General features: G+C 34.6%; 17 protein-coding genes. 9 read left to right on the top strand and 8 right to left on the bottom strand.

Annotated elements, in window-relative coordinates; all coding sequences use genetic code 11:
• Positions 1-117: 117 nt before the first annotated feature.
• Together GWI59_RS08440 and pabB are read right to left on the bottom strand one after the other, a co-directional pair.
• Entirely contained in the window at positions 118-681 is a 564-nt protein-coding gene (locus GWI59_RS08440; RefSeq protein WP_006533100.1) for a CoA pyrophosphatase, read from the bottom strand.
• Complete coding sequence (pabB, locus tag GWI59_RS08435; protein WP_161669672.1) at positions 668-2053, bottom strand: aminodeoxychorismate synthase component 1; 1386 nt, start codon at positions 2051-2053, stop codon at positions 668-670. The genes GWI59_RS08440 and pabB overlap by 14 nt, the downstream gene beginning before the upstream one ends.
• 121 nt (positions 2054-2174) lie before the next feature.
• Here pabB and GWI59_RS08430 point away from each other — a divergent pair, with 121 nt between their 5' ends.
• Both GWI59_RS08430 and yebF read left to right on the top strand, forming a co-directional pair.
• Positions 2175-2357: a YoaH family protein gene (locus tag GWI59_RS08430; RefSeq protein ID WP_109847309.1), complete on the top strand. Its 183-nt coding sequence runs from the start codon at positions 2175-2177 to the stop codon at positions 2355-2357.
• A 96-nt stretch (positions 2358-2453) separates the two neighbouring features.
• On the top strand, positions 2454-2843 hold the full coding sequence (yebF, locus tag GWI59_RS08425; RefSeq protein WP_072064224.1) for a protein YebF: 390 nt from the start codon (positions 2454-2456) through the stop codon (positions 2841-2843).
• Positions 2844-2943: 100 nt separating this feature from the next.
• On the opposite strand, the gene GWI59_RS08420 is transcribed toward yebF, so the two are convergent.
• Positions 2944-3177, bottom strand: coding sequence for a DNA polymerase III subunit theta (locus tag GWI59_RS08420; RefSeq protein WP_006533094.1), 234 nt, complete (start codon positions 3175-3177; stop codon positions 2944-2946).
• A gap of 1330 nt (positions 3178-4507) precedes the next feature.
• Between GWI59_RS08420 and GWI59_RS08415 the strand changes: the two genes are divergently transcribed.
• Together GWI59_RS08415 and GWI59_RS08410 are read left to right on the top strand one after the other, a co-directional pair.
• Positions 4508-5980, top strand: coding sequence for an alanine/glycine:cation symporter family protein (locus GWI59_RS08415; protein WP_109847310.1), 1473 nt, complete (start codon positions 4508-4510; stop codon positions 5978-5980).
• A gap of 105 nt (positions 5981-6085) precedes the next feature.
• Positions 6086-6946, top strand: a complete 861-nt coding sequence (locus GWI59_RS08410) for a peptidoglycan recognition protein family protein (protein ID WP_072064222.1) — start codon at positions 6086-6088, stop codon at positions 6944-6946.
• 65 nt (positions 6947-7011) lie between these two features.
• Here the strand turns inward: GWI59_RS08410 and brnQ are convergent, their stop codons facing one another.
• The 3 genes from brnQ to GWI59_RS08395 form a co-directional block, all read right to left on the bottom strand.
• A complete protein-coding gene (gene brnQ / locus GWI59_RS08405; RefSeq protein WP_109847311.1) occupies positions 7012-8364 on the bottom strand; it encodes a branched-chain amino acid transport system II carrier protein in 1353 nt (450 codons plus the stop codon).
• A 302-nt stretch (positions 8365-8666) separates the two neighbouring features.
• Entirely contained in the window at positions 8667-9473 is an 807-nt protein-coding gene (gene yidA, locus GWI59_RS08400) for a sugar-phosphatase (protein ID WP_072064220.1), read from the bottom strand.
• Between the two features lie 125 nt (positions 9474-9598).
• On the bottom strand, positions 9599-9985 hold the full coding sequence (locus GWI59_RS08395) for a helix-turn-helix domain-containing protein (protein ID WP_006533085.1): 387 nt from the start codon (positions 9983-9985) through the stop codon (positions 9599-9601).
• A gap of 337 nt (positions 9986-10322) precedes the next feature.
• Between GWI59_RS08395 and mgrB the strand changes: the two genes are divergently transcribed.
• The 5 genes from mgrB (at position 10323) to ptuB (ending at position 15509) form a co-directional block, all read left to right on the top strand.
• Positions 10323-10499 carry a PhoP/PhoQ regulator MgrB gene (gene mgrB / locus GWI59_RS17540; protein WP_237585292.1) on the top strand — a complete coding sequence of 59 codons (177 nt, stop codon included), beginning with the start codon at positions 10323-10325 and terminating at the stop codon, positions 10497-10499.
• A gap of 153 nt (positions 10500-10652) precedes the next feature.
• Positions 10653-12035 (top strand): amino acid permease, encoded by a 1383-nt coding sequence (locus GWI59_RS08385; protein ID WP_006533083.1) that lies wholly within the window; start codon positions 10653-10655, stop codon positions 12033-12035.
• Between the two features lie 255 nt (positions 12036-12290).
• The gene (locus GWI59_RS08380) at positions 12291-13229 is read left to right on the top strand and encodes a retron St85 family RNA-directed DNA polymerase (protein ID WP_072064219.1); all 939 of its coding nucleotides are present in this window, start codon (positions 12291-12293) and stop codon (positions 13227-13229) included.
• A gap of 1 nt (position 13230) precedes the next feature.
• A complete protein-coding gene (gene ptuA / locus GWI59_RS08375; RefSeq protein WP_161724459.1) occupies positions 13231-14856 on the top strand; it encodes a retron Ec78 anti-phage system effector ATPase PtuA in 1626 nt (541 codons plus the stop codon).
• Positions 14857-14858: 2 nt separating this feature from the next.
• Positions 14859-15509, top strand: a complete 651-nt coding sequence (ptuB, locus tag GWI59_RS08370; protein ID WP_072064217.1) for a retron Ec78 anti-phage system effector HNH endonuclease PtuB — start codon at positions 14859-14861, stop codon at positions 15507-15509.
• Positions 15510-15573: 64 nt separating this feature from the next.
• Here ptuB and pagP read toward each other — a convergent pair whose 3' ends face one another.
• Together pagP and GWI59_RS08360 are read right to left on the bottom strand one after the other, a co-directional pair.
• Complete coding sequence (gene pagP / locus GWI59_RS08365; RefSeq protein WP_006533082.1) at positions 15574-16209, bottom strand: lipid IV(A) palmitoyltransferase PagP; 636 nt, start codon at positions 16207-16209, stop codon at positions 15574-15576.
• Between the two features lie 607 nt (positions 16210-16816).
• The gene (locus GWI59_RS08360; RefSeq protein ID WP_006533081.1) at positions 16817-17461 is read right to left on the bottom strand and encodes a hypothetical protein; all 645 of its coding nucleotides are present in this window, start codon (positions 17459-17461) and stop codon (positions 16817-16819) included.
• Between the last annotated feature and the right edge of the window lie 25 nt (positions 17462-17486).

Raw genomic sequence — 17486 nt, 5'->3', positions numbered from 1 at the left:
TCGTTTTTACAGTTATATCGTCCCGTTAATGATGTAGTTTACAACATTTTTTTAAAATAGCTAAGTAGAGTTGTGAAGGCGTTGATAAAAAGCACAAGCTGAATATAAAATAGCGAGTTAAGTGATATGTAGAGCGAGTCTATGTAAAATAGCGGCGGTTAATCCCCAAACAAGATGTCCATTATAGGGATAAAAGTAGATGCGATGATTTTCACCAGCACGATGGAAATTTAATTGTTGATAATGTTGAGCATTAAGTACATGGCTTAGTGGCATTTCAAAGATAGAGGCGACTTCAGCTGGATTATTACGTAAAGGTAAACCTGCAGGAATAACACCCACAATAGGAGTGACTAAATATCCGCTAGAACTTTGCAAAGGGGCTAATTGACCAATAACGGATACGGCATTGGGTGGAATAGCCACTTCTTCATGCGCTTCTCTTAGTGCAGTTGCAATAAGGTTGCTATCTTCAGGATCGCGTTTACCGCCAGGTAAGGCAACTTGTCCTGCATGAGAGCGTAATGTTGATGCACGCTCTGTTAATAATAATGTTGGATTAGGTTTATTGATAATCGGCAGCAAAACGGCTGCCGATTTTTGGGTATGAAGAGACTGATTTACCTTATCATCAGGTAATGTAAGTTGAAAACGATTGATAAAAGTATCAATGGGTGTCATCAATAGCAGACTCTCTTAAAACCGTTAATATTTGCCCAAGTTTATCGAATGTTTCTTGGTACTCTTTTTCAGCAACGCTATCAGCAACAATACCACCACCAGCCCAGCAGTAAATTTTATTTTTTTCAGTTAATAAAGTCCGAATGCTGATATTGGTGTCCATTGTGCCACAAAAACTGATATAGCCAATTGCACCACAGTATCCATGGCGACGATGAGGTTCAAGTTCTTCAATGATCTCCATTGCTCTGATTTTTGGGGCTCCAGTGATAGAACCACCAGGAAAAGCTGCTCTTAATAAATCAGTTGCTGTTAAATGAGAAGGTAGTTGTGCTGTAATTGTACTGACTAAATGATGTACTGCTGGGAAACGCTCAACAACAAATAACTCTGGTACTTTTACTGAACCTGTTACTGCAACTTTGCCAATATCATTACGCATTAAGTCTACAATCATTAAGTTTTCTGCGCGATCTTTTCGCGAGTTTGCTAATAATTGTGCTTGTTCATTATCTTCTTCTGGTAATGCCTTACGAGGTAGAGTTCCCTTTATTGGGCGAGTTTCTATTTTATTATCAACTAAATGAATAAAACGCTCAGGTGAAACACTAATTACAAAATTGTTGGGTAAGCACATAAAAGAAGAGAATGGTGCTTTATTAGCTCGATTTAATGTTAAGAATGCATTCCATTCACTACCAGTATAGTTTGCACAAAAACGTTGAGCTAAATTAACTTGATAGCAGTCACCCGAAAGTAAGTATTGATGAATTTTAGCAATTTTTTCGTTATATTCATCATTACTGATGTTTGATTGCCAATCTGTTGTTAAGGTGAATTGCGAATCAAAAGATGTGGAAGTTTGGCTTTCTAACCACTGTAAGCGCTCATCAATATTGTGATAACTAATTAAAGTGGCTTTTTTTAAGTGGTGATCGACAATAAGAGCCCAATCATAAATACCAATTGCCATATCTGCAAAATTAAGTTCATTTTTCGCGATTTCAGGTAAGTTCTCAAGATGACGACCTAAATCATAACTCCAGATACCTAAAGCACCTCCCAAAAAAGGCAATGACTCATTATGTTCTGGGTGAAAATCGAATTGTTCTAACGCAGATTGAATGAGAGTGAAGGGATCTTTTTTAGAACGTTTTACCGTGCCGTTTTTTTCTTTAATCGTTGTCGTTTGTTTGCGAGTTTCTAAAGTCACAGCAGGATCGGAGACAACAATATCAAAACGATTATGAGGATGTTCGGCAAAACCAGAATGAAGTAAACTAGACCAAGGCAATGACGCAATAGGAGAAAATACCCGCAGTGCCAGATCAGGGGTATAAGTTAATTCGCGTTGTTGTAATTGCATATCCATCTTATGACCATGTAAACAAAGTATGTTGTATCATTCGTACAATAAATTGTAATCAAAAAGATTACATTCATGTAAATACAAAATAGACGTTAATGACGTTAATAAAGATAAGAGTAACATTATGTTTCTAGGAATGCCTACATTAACACATGAAGAGCAGCAAAAAGCAGTGGAAAAAATTCAATCTCTAATGGCTGAGGGTATGAGTAGCGGAGAAGCAATTCAGTTGGTTGCTCAAGAATTAAGAGAGAAGCATACAACCCGTGAATCAGTTTCTATCGTATTTGATGAAGAGAATGAATAAAACAATTTTTTAACAAATGTCACAATTGTGTGATTAACCATGTGCTATGCTTAATGAATACACATCCTGTTTTAAGGGATATTTTCGGGGGGTTATATGAAATTAAGCAAGTTTATTGGTCAAACAGGGATACTTGGAGCAGGTTTTTTGCTTGCTATTTCTTTTGGAGCATCTGCAGAAAGTATCGAAAATGTTAATAAAGATATTGTACGTTCTGCTCCTTTTTCGAGTTGCGTTAATTTAGATAATAATCAACTTGTTACAAGAGTAAAAAATGATTATTTACAAAATCGCTTACCTCGTTGGCAAGATGATAAAAAGGCATTAGGGCCAAAACCCGTTGCAAGTATTAATGCTAATGAAATTATCAAGATGAATAATAACTATCAGATGGTATTGAATGTAAGAGGGGCGAGAACAGATCTTCGTTACAATGTTCAAGTCAATTGTGATGATAATACTATTACTTATGTTTCCCCTAAATAATGAATAGGTGATAGTGAGTTGTTATTAATCTATTGAAAAAAGAGATAAACCTTGGTTTATCTCTTTTTTTACCATTATCAAAATAACGAGAAGTATTTGACTATTTTTTTACCGATGGTTCATAAGGTAAACGAGAATAGTGTTGGCTTCTTGCACGATAAAATACCAGCCTCTCTTGAAAGAAGGCTTGAAAAGCTTGAGGTTGTTCTCTTAAAACGGCATCTGCTACAACGGGCATGTTATAGCGTTCTTTAAAAGCGACGCCTGAAGCGGCTAAGCTTACATTTAGCTTATCTTTTTCTTCTTGTGTTAATTCTGAAAGGTTATAACTCATTATCTTTCCCTCTATAACAATATAAGTAAGGTAAAATAGCGTGCTTATTAATGCAAGTAAATAAAGATATTAGTCATTAATGTGTAGTAAAAATGACGTGTTTTATTTGGGGTGATTTTTAATCAAGACAATTAAATATAACAACAAAATTTTATTCCTCATTAATTGTTATACCACTTTATAGTAATTCAAATAAGGCTAATGATAAAATACGCACGTTCACCCCTGATCAAATGGATTTTTAAATAGAGAAAAAGCAGTTTATCTATGAAAAGAGTAAATAATATGAATATTTAATTTGATTTAGATCAATGAAAATGGATGGGAATTTTGCATTGAAAATAAATAAATTAAATAATGTTAATTTATCAATTAGATATTTCATATGTTTTAATTTTGTATTATTTGACAATGAGTTATGATAATACACTGAAATATTGAGATAAAAAAATGCCCTGTTGGGGAAACAGGGCTAAAATTAATACAACACCAGGGAAAAACATAGTATAAATAAAATTAACTAAATGGTTAATAGGTAAATTTACGTGATTCTACATTTTTTTATTAATATGAAATAAAGTATTATTAAATCTTTAATTAATTTTCAAAAAATAGAGCTATATAATGAATAGTAAGTGAATAAAAAAGGGAAGAGAAACAAATCAGCAGTATTCTTAAAAATGAAAGATAACAAACCATTTTAGAATTAATACATTAGAGAAGTATGATAAAATAAGAATGTAAAGTTCATTTTTTATCTTACCTTAATATCTTATTAATATTAAAGTGTTTTATTGATATGGCAATATAAAATATTTATTGTTAATAGTTATGAAAATCTTTAATTCTTAAATGTTAAATCGAATATTAAAAAACATCATTAACTAATGACTTTAATAGTTCATTTAAATCTTACTTTATATAAATAGAAAAGATTATTAACTGATGTTTTTTTAATCTATTTATTCTTTTTCTAAAATGACTGATTAACTTGATGACTAATGTGCCCAATTTACTTTTTGAGTTAATAAAATAAAGAAATGATTGTTTATCTTAATGATATATATTGTTTTTTTATTTTTCAATATTGTTTGTTTTCGTTAATGAGATAATTAAATTAAAATAATGACATGTAAAAAAATAAACAAAAAATATACATATGACACAATATTGTGTTACATTTAGTTCGCTTTTAACACAGTAATTTTTGATATTACTTTAAGACAGATTCGGATCAGTAATTGACTCAATTACACGGTATCTGCTTACTTTTTTATTTCAATAGCGATGTAAGGATAGGTTATATACGTTATTATATAAGGGGATTAATTTGACAGGGCTAATAAACTTTGCGAATAACATTTTATGGGGATATGTTCTTATCTACTTACTTCTCGGAGTAGGTATTTACTTTACTATCCGTACCGGATTTATACAAATCCGACATTTTAGTCATATGTTCTCTATTTTGAAAAATAGCCATAAGTCAGATAAATCAGGGATCTCTTCCTTCCAGGCATTATGCACCAGTTTAGCTGCGCGTGTAGGTACTGGTAACTTGACAGGAGTTGCGATTGCTTTAACAGCGGGGGGGCCTGGCGCTATTTTTTGGATGTGGGTAGTTGCTTTAATTGGTATGGCAACATCATTAATAGAAAGTACATTAGCACAACTTTATAAAACCAAAGATGATGATGGTAATTACCGAGGTGGTCCTGCTTATTATATGACGAAAGGACTGAAAATGCGCTGGATGGGGGTTCTTTTCGCCATTTTCTTGATTATCGCTTTTGGCTTGGTTTTTAATGCTGTCCAAGCGAATTCGATTGCTCAAGCTACAGCTTCTGCTTTTAATTTTGATCCATTTTATGTGGGGCTCTTTTTAGTATTAACGAGCGGATTTATTATTTTTGGTGGCCTGCGTTGGGTTGCTCGTGTTGCTGAGTTAGTTGTTCCTATTATGGCAACAGCTTATTTATTATTAGCATTTTGGGTTGTTGCAGATCATATTGAGCGCTTACCCGAAGTTTTTATTTTAATTTTTAAAAGTGCGTTTGGATTACAAGAAGCGGCTGCAGGTGCAATTGCTTATGGTATTAGTCAAGCGATGACACAAGGTATTCAGCGTGGCCTCTTTTCTAATGAAGCAGGTATGGGATCAGCACCTAATGCTGCGGCTTCAGCAACACCTTATCCACCACATCCTGCATCCCAAGGTTATATTCAAATGTTAGGTGTTTTTATGGATACCTTGGTTATTTGTAGTGCCACTGCGGTGATCATTTTATCATCGGGGGTATTAGATAGTTATCCAGAAGGTATTAACGGTATTCAATTAACGCAATTGGCTTTGTCATCTAGTGTAGGGGGTTGGGGGAGTACCTTTATCGCGATTGCAATTTTCTTCTTCGCTTTTACCTCCATTATTGCTAATTATGCTTATGCTGAGAGTAATATGATTTTCCTTGGACGTAATCACACAACAGGGCTATTTCTGTTACGTTCAGCAGCGTTAGCCATGGTGATGTTTGGCGCTTTAGCGGATATGCCTCTTGTTTGGAAAATGGCCGATCTCTCAATGGGATTAATGGCAATGACTAATTTAATCGCAATCATTTTACTTTCTGGTGTCGCCTTAAAATTAGTTAAAGATTATAACCAGCAACGACAAGCAGGTTTATTGCCTACGTTTGATATTCGACAATATCCAGAGTTACAAGATGATATTGAAGAAGGAATTTGGGATAAGAATATTGTTTCAGATGAACCTTTAATTCGATGTGAAAAAGTGAGTAATAATTAAAGCTAGCAATAATAAAAAAAGAACAAAACTCAAGACCCATATTTTCTAATATGGGTTTTTTGATTACTATTTAGCTAATGATATCAACTTAATTCAGGATGAATAATGATTTTTAGCCGATACAATATAAGTTTATTATTGGGTGTATTTTTACTTTTAGGTTGTTCAACACAGCCCAAATTAATCGATCGAGGAAATTATGTTGCTGAGATTATTGCTAATAATCCAGGACAAGATAATCGTGTCAAATATTTAATTATGCATTATACGGCAGCAAATGATGCTGTTTCATTAAAAACCCTTACAGGAGGAACAGTAAGTAGTCATTACCTAATACCAACAAAGCCTAAATTTATCAATAATAAACCTATTGTTTTATCTTTGGTCAATGAAAATAAAAGAGCATGGCATGCGGGACTAAGCCAATGGGGAAATAGTGCAGGTCTTAACGACGGCTCTATTGGTATTGAAATTACAAATTTGGGTTATAAAGATGAGGGAATATTAAGGTATTGGTTTTCTTATACTCCTGAGCAAGTTTTGACGATCACATTAATGATGAAAGATATTATTCAACGCTATGGCATTGAGCCTCAAAATGTTTTAGGGCATAGTGATATAGCTCCTCAAAGAAAGGTCGATCCCGGACCTCTTTTCCCATGGGCTGAGTTAGCAAAACAGGGAATAGGAGCTTGGCCTGATGAAGAAACAGTTGCTTTTTATTTAGCAGGAAGAGAAATCTCTGAGCCTGTTGATATTGCTAACTTCCAAACACTTTTGGCGAAATATGGCTATCAAACTCCTACGAGTGGAGTATTAGATCCCGAGACACAGAAAGTGGTAAGCGCATTTCAGATGCATTTTAGAGCAAGTGATATTAAAGGTATTCCGGATGCACAATCAGAAGCTATTTTAATGGCATTAATTGATAAATATCGTACGAAATGGATACAGCCAGTTATTTAGGTCACAGAACATTCAATTATTTAATAATTTGCCCCAAAGTGGATATCCGCCTTGGGGCAAGTTATTTATTTTATGATGTTAGGAGTGGTAATTTCAGATTCAGTTTCTTTAAAGTTGAGACTGATGATTAATGAAATAACGAATGCAATAATACCGGGTAATACCCAACCTAAGCCATAATCAGACAGCGGGATATAACTAAATAATTGCAGCAAATCAGCATTCAACCACTTCAGTTGCTTCAATGTATCGAAAAGACTCATTAAAACAATGATGGCAATTGTAAAGCGATAGGTGAAGCGAGGCGCTTTTAATTTATTACGAATAAATTGCAGTAATACTAATGTAACTGCAGTTGGATAAATCATTAATAATGCAGGAATAGTTACTCTTAATAATGTATCAAGGCCAAACGTTGATACGATTGTGGTCATTAATGTAAATACCACAACCCAAAAGCGATAGCCTAAACGGTGATGGAATGTCGCAAAGTAGTCAGCAGCAGCACTTGTTACACCAACAAGTGTTGTCATACTCGCTAATAAAACAATCCCGCCCATTAACCAAGTACCGACAGAACCAAATAGCGCATCGACATATCGTGAGAAAATTTGACCACCGTTAGTCGCATTGAGTGCAGGATCAGCAAAAACAGACACAGAGTAGCTTGTTGCACCTAAGTAGAAAAGGCACAGATAAAGTGCGGCTAACAGTAAGACTGAAATCATACCCGCTTTTACGGTAATAAAACCGATCTGGCGTGGTTCAGTAATGCCTTTGGTATATAAAGCACGAGCCACGATACCGCCAAATGCCATGGCTGAAAGGACATCCATGGTTTGGTAGCCATCAATAAAGCCAGAGAAGAAGCCATTTACCGCATAAAGACCTGTCGGTTCACCAATTGGGGAAATCGGTTTAGCCACAACAGCAATACCAACAACAACAAGTAGAATTAAAAGCGCGGGTGTCATAAATTTACCAATGGCGCTTATCATCGTGCCTTGTTTTAACATGAAGAACATACTGGTGATGTTAAACACAAGAGCGAAAGTGAGGTGTGTTGCCGTATTTTTTTCAACGAGCCCTAAAGGTAAGAAACCCATTTCATAAGCAGTATTGGTAACACGAGGCATCGCAAAAGTAGAACCTACGATAAGATACAGTGCTACCCAGAAAATGACGGCAACCCATGAAGGTAAATCAATAGAAAGGCGCTCACCACGTCCACGAATTGCAACGATAACTAAGGTTAGAAATGGGAGTAAGACACCAGTAACTAGGAAACCTAAAGATGTACTAAACCAGAGGTTTCCCGATTGAAAACCCGCCATAGGGGGGAAAATAATATTGCCAGCACCAAGAAAGAGTGCAAAAACCATCATTCCAAGAACGAGCATATCTTTTGTAGAAAGCATAACTTAAACTACCTGTCTGTGAAGAAAATATATAAATGATTTATATTTGTTATTCTACATCTAGCCTAATTAACAGCTTAATATGTTGTGAAAATGCAATTTGAATAACGAAAAGTGAATTGATAGTAACAAATTCTGAAGGATATGTAAGAAGAAAGGCAGATTTAACGCTCATTTAACAGCAATTATAGAATAATAAAAGGCTATATTTTTGGTCGAAAAGCAGTGTGATCCTCTGCTAAGGATCACAATAGCTATATAATTTTGTAGACATTCGCGATAAAACACAAAAAAAATCGTGTTTAAATAAATTTATTGATAGCGACTGCAACACCGTGCTCTTCATTAGAAAGTGTGACGAATTTAGCGACTTTTTTCACTTCTTCAGGGGCATTTCCCATTGCAACACCTAAGCCTGCATATTTTAGCATTGCCAAATCATTACCTTGATCACCAATACACATGATTTTTTCTGGTGTAATCTTTAAATGTTCAGCGACTTTTTGAACAGCACTTCCTTTATTGACATGGGTGTTCAACACTTCAATAAAATAAGGTGCACTGCGTAATATGCTGTATTGTTCATAAATATTAGCAGGAAGATATTGAATCGCATTATCCAAAACGGCTGGTGCATCAACAATCATAAACTTACTAAAATACATATCAGTTTGCATTTCATTCAGTGGACGATAATAAAGTGGAGTCCAAGATAAAAAGGCTTCTTGGCAGGTGAAATGGCTAATATGACGATTAGTGGTATAAATCTTATTATCGCTGATAACGTGAAAATGGACACCAATCTCGCGAGCGAGGTTTTCAAAATAGAGGTAATCTTCAAAATTGAGCAGATCTTGAATAATAACTTCACCATTATCTGCTTGATGGATTTGGCTACCATTATTGCTGATACAGTAACAGTTAGATGTATCAAGACCGAGTGTTTTTAAATAAGGATAGATGCCATTAAAGGCACGCCCTGAAGCCAATACAATCTTAACACCCGCTTCTTTTGCTCTCTGAACGGCTTGTTTTACTTCTGGCGTAATTTCGTGTTGTTTGTTAAGCAAGGTTCCATCTAAATCAATAGCGATAAGCTTAATACTCATTAGCATCCCCATATTAAAAAAACAGTCATGATAAAGGAAGGACGAAGCGGTCTATCATCACATAGCTTGAGTATTATTTATGTGACATTAAAGGCTATCTGTATAATGTCACATAAATAGAAGGGTTAATCACAACAAGGTGATTGTAAATGTAATGGCTGTTTGGTTTCTAAAACGATCTCTTGATTTTGCCGAAAGTCGAAAGGCGTGATGCCATACTCTTTACGGAACATATAAGTAAAGTGAGATTGCGAACCAAAACCGAAATCAAGAGCGATATCGAAGATAGAACGTTCACTGGTACGTAATAAATGAATAGCACCGGCTAATCTACGCTGACGGATATACTTTCCTAAAGAGGTGCCTGTGACTTCTTTAAAGATTTTCTGCATGTGCCAAAGAGAATATCCAGAATAAGCCGCCAACTCTTCAAGATGGATAACACGGCCTAAATGCTCCTCAATCCATTTACTTAGCGCGCACACTAATGCGAGATGATTATCTTGTGGCATTACAGTTCCATTCTATCAATGAAGTTAAGGTAAAAATCAAAATTAACTCCCTAATCTTATACAAAAAATGGCAGACAGAGAAATCCATATTAATGGATAGCTATCTCTAATCGTTGGCAAAATGTGTACTTAATAATATAAGGTCATTTTACATACAGTTTAGAGCGAAATAATGCACATTATCTGAAGTCTGTCGAGGAAGCATTTACCTTTCATAATGAAAGTTATGCTAAATTTACTTATAGAGATAATTGATTGCGAATTTTATAACAACAACTCCTTTTCTTGTTATCGTATTTAAGCGAATACTTATAATGTGATAAGTCATACTAACAAAATGTATTTAAAGGATTTTAAATTGAACGCAAAGAAAATAATTATTAGCTTAATTATTGCATTGGTCATTACCTTTGGCCTCTATCTGGTGGCTTTAGATAATTTTTGCGATCGAGGAGAGGATTTCCAACAAGGCCTTTGTCGCTTTACCTCATTATTTCCCTCAAAACATCACTAACTAAAAGATAGCTTTTCTTATTATTTTTCGCCTAGCATAAAATGTATTTGTTATTCAAGTCAGAATAGTGTTTTAATGGTGGCTCGAAATGAATAAAATCGTAAATATTAGTTTACATGTTAAGTTGATAAAATAATAAAGAGAAGAGGATGTATGGCGAGAGAGTCGCAACAGACAGAACTTAAGCGCGGTCTGAAAAATCGACATATCCAGCTAATTGCGCTGGGTGGTGCTGTCGGCGCTGGTCTGTTTCTTGGTATAGCGCAAACTATTAATATGACAGGCCCATCAGTAATATTAGGATATGCTATTGGTGGTTTTATTGCGTTTATGATCATGCGCCAATTAGGCGAAATGGTTGCCGAAGAGCCAGTTGCGGGCTCGTTTAGTCACTTTGCTAATAAATATTGGAGCCCATTTGCTGGCTTTTTATCTGGCTGGAACTATTGGGTGATGTTTATTCTTGTCGGTATGGCAGAATTAACCGCTGCAGGTAAATATATTAACTACTGGTTACCAGATATCCCTGTTTGGGTTTCCGTTGCTATCTTCTTCGTGGCAATTAACTTAATCAATTTGATTAACGTTAAAATGTATGGTGAAACAGAATTCTGGTTTGCCATTATTAAAGTGTTGGCGATCGTTGGTATGATTTTATTTGGGAGCTATTTACTGGTAAGTGGTAATGGTGGTCCCCAAGCTTCAGTTAGCAATTTATGGGAGCTAGGTTTTTTCCCTCATGGTTTTACGGGCTTTATGTCTGCATTAGCCATTGTGATGTTCTCTTTTGGGGGACTTGAGCTGGTGGGGATCACTGCGGCTGAAGCTGAAAATCCAAAAGTCAGCATCCCAAAAGCAACTAACCAAGTTGTTTATCGTATTTTAATTTTCTATATCGGTTCGTTGTTAGTGTTACTTTCACTCTATCCTTGGACGCAAGTTGTGAAAGGTGAAAGCCCATTCGTCCTGATTTTCCATAACTTGGATAATTTCTTAATCGCAAATATTTTAAATGCTGTGGTATTAACGGCTGCACTGTCAGTTTATAACAGTGGTGTTTACTCTAATAGTCGTATGCTTTATGGCTTGGCAAAACAAGGAAATGCCCCACATGCACTTTCTCGCATTAATAAACGTGGTGTACCAGTAGTGTCGTTACTATTGTCAGCTATTGCGACCTCATTAGGTATTTTAGTTAATTACTTATTACCTGATCAAGCGTTAGAATTATTAATGGCATTGGTTGTAACCACATTAGTACTTAATTGGATTATGATCTGTTTAGCGAATTTAAAATTTAGAGCAGCAAAAACGAAAGAGGGTATAGAGCCTTTCTTTAAAGCACTTTGGTATCCTTATGGTAACTACATTTGTCTTGCTTTCTTATGCATGATTTTAGTGATTATCTTATTTATGCCACAAGTGAATATTTCGGTAATTTTAATGCCATTCTGGATCGCATTCTTATGGGTTGGTTTTAAGATTTCCCGTATGAAGAAAACACCGGATAATGCTCAAGCCAGTCAAGATATTTAAAAACTGAGTTGATGGTAAGTTGGTGTGTTGTGGAAATTTATATAGTGCGATAAGCTTAATAAACTCTTTAGCGTAGGACATATTATGTCTTGTCGGGTGATTAGCCAGACACTAATTTATTGCTCACATTTAGGGTTGCGAAAGTATCGCAACCTGATCTCGCGAGCTCCTTCAGGTTGCGATACTTTCGCTTCTTCTAGTAAAGAGTAAAATTCGGGAGTACATCCGTACTCCCGTTTTCTTACAGGTGAAATTATGCAGATGATTAAACAATTAGCTGATTCGTTACAACAAGATGAGTCAGATATAAAAAAATTTTTGCAAAATGGACCCCGTAAATATAAGGTTTATCGCATTCCCAAGCGTACTACGGGATTTAGAATTATCGCTCAACCATCAAAAAAACTTAAAGAATATCAGCGTTATTTTATAGAATTTTATCCTTTACCCACTCATAAGGCCGCTCTTGCTTATAGAAAAGGAAAAAGTATCCGTGACAATGCGCTTGCTCATGTGAATCAATCATATTTATTAAAAATGGATTTTGAGAATTTCTTTAATTCAATCACTCCCGCATTTTTCTGGCACAGCTTAACTTCTTGTACTTCATCTATCCCCCAGTTTACTGATGTAGAGAAAAGTTATGTTGAAAAAATATTGTTCTGGCAACCTATTAAACGTAGTAAAAATACATTAATGCTCAGTGTTGGAGCACCTTCATCACCTGTTATTTCAAATTTTTGTTTATATGAATTTGATAGAAGGTTGAGCCAAATATGTGAAGAATATGGTGTAATATATACTCGGTATGCAGATGATCTGACATTTTCAACAAATATTAAAAATTTATTGCCCAAATTTCCTTCAATTATTCATTCCCTACTTCAAGAGTTATTCAATGGTATACTAAAAATTAACCATGCTAAAACCGTGTATTCATCGAAAGCTCATAATCGACATGTAACGGGTATCACGCTTAATAATGAAGGACAACTTTCATTAGGTAGAGAAAAGAAAAGATTTATAAAGCATATGATTAATCAATACAAATATAATGTACTTGATGATGAAGATAAAAACTATTTGTGTGGATTATTGGCTTTTTCATTGCATATTGAGCCTGAATTTATTGTTAGATTAGAAAAAAAATATACATCAGAGTTGATTAAGAAACTAACAGGGAAAACACTTTAAGATGAGAGATAGAAAGAGAAATGCAAAAAGCGGAAATTTGCTTGCATCTTTTGCCCTTTATTTAGAATGTGTTCAAAGTCCTTCTGATGAAAAAAGAGAACAAGCAGAACGATGGTTTAATGATTGTTGGCATTACTTACAGGACAGTAATGAAAATAAATCAGTAGGATTTACACCTAAAAATAAATTTTATCTTCGATCTATAACACTTGATGATTTTCGCTGTTTTTCATATTTAGATATTCAATTTGAATCGGATTTAACAGTGATTATTGGTAATAATGGCCAAGGTAAAAGTAGTATATTACTAGCCATCGCTAAAACATTAAGTTGGTTTAGTGCAAATATTTTAAAAGAGGATAGTCCTGGTCAGCGTTTTAGTGAAATAACAGATATTAAGAATGATTCGAATAAGAAATATACTGATGTTATTACTCAATTCTATTTTGGTCAGGGCTTGAAAAATATTTCTGCACGACTTTCTCGCTCAGCTTTGGGGAAGGCAGAAAGACGTGAGGGAGAAGTCAAAGCGATAAAAGCAGTTGCTGATATTTGGCGTGTAATTAATGATAAAAAAACAGTAAATTTGCCTAACTTTCAATTTTTCTCCGTTGAACGCTCTCAGCCGCTAGGTCGATTACCAAAGGATAGTTCAGGACAAAGAGAAGCGCGATTTGATGCTTATAATCATGCTTTAGCGGGTGGTGGGCGTATTGATCATTTTATAGAATGGTTTATTACATTACATAAAAAGACAGCTGACCATTCAGCGTCATCGATTGATGAGCTGACCCAACATGTTACGGATTTACGCCTTTCAATTGAAAGTGGGCTTAGTTCACTTCGACCTCTTTTAGAAAAAGCAGAAGAGCAGCTTCAATACCTATTATTACAATCACGGGATGAAATCAAAAAGTTAAATATTACGCAAAAAGAAATGGTGGTGAAAGCCATTTGCAATACCGTACCTAGTATCAGTAATCTCTGGGTTGAAACTCTTTCTGGGAGTGATTTAATAAAGATTACCAATGATAATGAAGATGTTACCATCGAACAACTTTCTGATGGACAACGTATTTTTCTTGTATTGGTTGCTGATATCGCAAGACGAATGGTAATGCTAAATCCTTTGCTAGCAAATCCGCTAGAGGGTCAAGGCATTATTCTTATCGATGAAATCGAACTGCATTTACATCCTAAATGGCAGCAAAGTGTTATACAAAATCTAAGAAGCACATTTCCTAACATACAATTTATTATTACGACTCATAGCCCAGTCGTTCTCTCTACTGTTGATAAACGATGTATTCGAATGTTTTCGGGAAATAAAACGTTAATTAAGCCTGAGTTTCAAACTCAAGGTGTTATTAATTCCGATATTCTTGAACAAATTATGGGCGTATTTGCTACGCCACCTCAAATACCCCAATCTCATTGGGTCAGTGAATTTGATGAGTTAATTGAGAAAAATGGTTTTGAGGATAATAAATTTGCCAAAGATTTATATGAGAAAATCAAGGATCATTTTGGTGAAAATAGTGTTGAATTAAAAAAATGCGATAGTTTAATTCGTATTAGAAAAATGAAACAAAGAGTATTAAATAAAAACCTTGGCAAGGGGAATTAAGGATGAAGTTTTTACGACGGAATGAAACGACACTTGAATGTCTTGAAAACTTTGTTGGAGGCCGAGATAATTGGAATGAAGTGAATAAAGAGACCATCTGGGCATCACTTGATGTAATGCAAAAAGGCTTTTGTGCTTATTGTGAATGTTCTTTAAAGCGAAAGCATATTGAACATTTTAGAACACGTGACTTGCATACAAATCTTACTTTTGTATGGAGTAATCTTTTCGGTTCTTGCGGTGACTCAAGCCAAAAAGGTGGTTGGAATAGGTGTGGAATATATAAAGATAATGGCGCTGGCAGCTATGATGTTGAAAGCTTAATCAAGCCAGATGAAGATAATCCAAATGATTTTTTTCTATTTTTAACAACAGGCAAAGTTCGACCTAAAGATAACCTAAAAGATAAAGATTTAGTTAAAGCAGAAGAATCTATTCGCGTCTTTAATTTAAATGATGACTCGGTTTTGTTTAATAGTCGTAGAAGAAGTATTGAAAGTGAACAAAATGAAATAGATATGATGTATAGCTTATTTGATGAGTTTTCTGAGAGTGAGTGGGAAGAACTACTCACAACAGCATTAGAAAGAGTGAGTCAATTAGAATTTAGTACCGCGTTGACTCACGCATGGCGCTATAACTACCAGTATTAACATAAAGATATACTCAGGATATTATCAAAATATTATTAAGTATATCTTTTGGTATTTTTATAGATCACTGCCAACGTAACCAAGCAAATAACACGTTACCATTGTTATAAGTACCAGGTACATAGGTCGCTTGTAGTGAAAGGTGCCCATAACCGACAGACACTAACGGCAAAGGAAGTGGCATAGGAATATAGTTATATTCATGGCGTGCTGTAATACTCAGTGTAAATCCTGCGCCCATACGGAAACCGTCTTTATCACCGGGATACCACATTTTCTCAAAACCATAGCCTATAATAGGTTGTACGCGGTTATTTGAGTCCATAAATGCCATCGCATAAAGGGAGTGCCAATCACCATCATTGTCATAACGATATTTACCCATGCCAAAGCCCCAAGGTGTTTCGTTATAGCGATCAGTTTTTTCTTTATCGTAAGTAAATCGGTTATGCCAAGTCCATACAGGTAAATAGTAATTATATTGGTCATTATCCCAAGTTTGATTAACATTACGTTTGAATTTTTCCCAGTAGTTCTCTTCATTATTAGATTGAGGAGGGTTGCTGGTGACTTGTTGGTTTTCTGTCATAATAGTCTGATTGGTATCTGTATTATTTTCAGAAGCGAAAGCGGAAGTTGTTAACGCAAGTGAAAACAGCGTTGTAGCTAATACGCTAGGGTGAAAATAGGACGATGACATAATATAACTCCGAGTACGGCATAAACAGTGATTCTGGTGATGACAAATAAACATTACTAATAGTGTTATTTAATCGACAAGTATTTAAGATAAGAGGTATCTGAAACTTTACTTCTTAAATAAAATCTTAAGGGGGTAGAATCGGTTAAGAATAAAACAATAGGCTTATTGTACTTATGAACGTAATTTTGTCTGATATTAAATAATGTTATTTTTTTATGATAAAATATTGTTTCTAATGAAAATTAAATTTTATTAGATTTTAAATAAATAGCTGATAAATAAGCCTTGTAAGATTTAATTTAGGTTTGGTTACTTTCAACAGAAAAAAAACACTAAATATTTATTCTTATGACTCAATTAACATATTGAAATAAAATTAATATTAACAACATTAGCTTAGAAAAAGAGATTAATTTCCAGCTGAATAATAAAGTAACAAATAAGAAGAGTTAAATAAAAAAAAGAAAAGTTCTGTGTTGGTTTATAAATTGTTTAAGTTACGTGGGTTTTATTTAGTGAAGTGTCGGTTTTTTGTGCAGATTATCCTAAATTAAAAACGTGTGAATAATGTTTATTCACACGTTTTCAGGAAATAGATTACTTATTATTGAGATAATTTTTCTTTGCTAATTACAAGGAGCCGATGAGTATGAGTATCTCGATCTTTCCCCCAGCAGAAAGCATCCCAGTTTTCATAAAGATCATCCGTATCTTTCACAACGGTTAGAGGGCGGTTTTCTTCTGTTCCATCTGAAATATAAACATTAAGGTGAACAGTAAAAGCCCAATCAATCATTGTTTCCCAAAAACGCTTACCTGCACCTGTTTGTTCTTCATCAGAAACAACAATACTGTATGTTTTAAGTAAATAGCTGAAGAAGTATCTAGGGAGATATCTTGTCGCAATATCATGTTCTTCAGAAACAGTTCGCCACACTTTAACTTGAGTACATGTTGTTTTGCTAAATATAATATCTTTGCGAAAAATAAGCTCTACAAGATAAACTGTTTCAGGTGCATTGGTAGTTGAAATTAAACGATATTGATTTCGTTTTAAAGACTTAACAAAACGATACCCATTGGGGATGCTATATTCTGGTAATACAAAGTCTTCAACACCTTTTTCAAGGAATTCTTTTGTATGATCAATATTTCTAGAGTGAATTTTCAATTTTACATTAAAGTCTGCATCAGGAATAAGATAAGGCATTGATTGTCCATTATTCTGTTGCGATGGTTCATTTTTCATTTAGCCCCTCCGCATTGTGTGATTG

The organism is Proteus sp. G2673 (genome assembly GCF_009915125.1).
Classification (GTDB): Bacteria; Pseudomonadota; Gammaproteobacteria; order Enterobacterales; family Enterobacteriaceae; genus Proteus; species Proteus penneri.
The sequence above is the reverse complement of the archived record's forward strand: the minus strand, read 5'-3'. Positions and strand labels throughout refer to the sequence as shown.

What these genes read in the sequence shown, in the direction of transcription:
- GWI59_RS08395 (WP_006533085.1), bottom strand. Translation starts at nt 9,985, where the DNA reads ATGCCACAAGATAATCATCTCGCATTAGTGTGCGCGCTAAGTAAATGG.
- GWI59_RS08420 (WP_006533094.1), bottom strand. Translation starts at nt 3,177, where the DNA reads ATGAGTTATAACCTTTCAGAATTAACACAAGAAGAAAAAGATAAGCTA.
- yidA (WP_072064220.1), bottom strand. Translation starts at nt 9,473, where the DNA reads ATGAGTATTAAGCTTATCGCTATTGATTTAGATGGAACCTTGCTTAAC.
- ptuB (WP_072064217.1), top strand. Translation starts at nt 14,859, where the DNA reads ATGAAGTTTTTACGACGGAATGAAACGACACTTGAATGTCTTGAAAAC.
- GWI59_RS08440 (WP_006533100.1), bottom strand. Translation starts at nt 681, where the DNA reads ATGACACCCATTGATACTTTTATCAATCGTTTTCAACTTACATTACCT.
- GWI59_RS08430 (WP_109847309.1), top strand. Translation starts at nt 2,175, where the DNA reads ATGTTTCTAGGAATGCCTACATTAACACATGAAGAGCAGCAAAAAGCA.
- ptuA (WP_161724459.1), top strand. Translation starts at nt 13,231, where the DNA reads ATGAGAGATAGAAAGAGAAATGCAAAAAGCGGAAATTTGCTTGCATCT.
- brnQ (WP_109847311.1), bottom strand. Translation starts at nt 8,364, where the DNA reads ATGCTTTCTACAAAAGATATGCTCGTTCTTGGAATGATGGTTTTTGCA.
- mgrB (WP_237585292.1), top strand. Translation starts at nt 10,323, where the DNA reads ATGTATTTAAAGGATTTTAAATTGAACGCAAAGAAAATAATTATTAGC.
- GWI59_RS08385 (WP_006533083.1), top strand. Translation starts at nt 10,653, where the DNA reads ATGGCGAGAGAGTCGCAACAGACAGAACTTAAGCGCGGTCTGAAAAAT.
- GWI59_RS08380 (WP_072064219.1), top strand. Translation starts at nt 12,291, where the DNA reads ATGCAGATGATTAAACAATTAGCTGATTCGTTACAACAAGATGAGTCA.
- GWI59_RS08410 (WP_072064222.1), top strand. Translation starts at nt 6,086, where the DNA reads ATGATTTTTAGCCGATACAATATAAGTTTATTATTGGGTGTATTTTTA.
- pagP (WP_006533082.1), bottom strand. Translation starts at nt 16,209, where the DNA reads ATGTCATCGTCCTATTTTCACCCTAGCGTATTAGCTACAACGCTGTTT.
- yebF (WP_072064224.1), top strand. Translation starts at nt 2,454, where the DNA reads ATGAAATTAAGCAAGTTTATTGGTCAAACAGGGATACTTGGAGCAGGT.
- pabB (WP_161669672.1), bottom strand. Translation starts at nt 2,053, where the DNA reads ATGGATATGCAATTACAACAACGCGAATTAACTTATACCCCTGATCTG.
- GWI59_RS08360 (WP_006533081.1), bottom strand. Translation starts at nt 17,461, where the DNA reads ATGAAAAATGAACCATCGCAACAGAATAATGGACAATCAATGCCTTAT.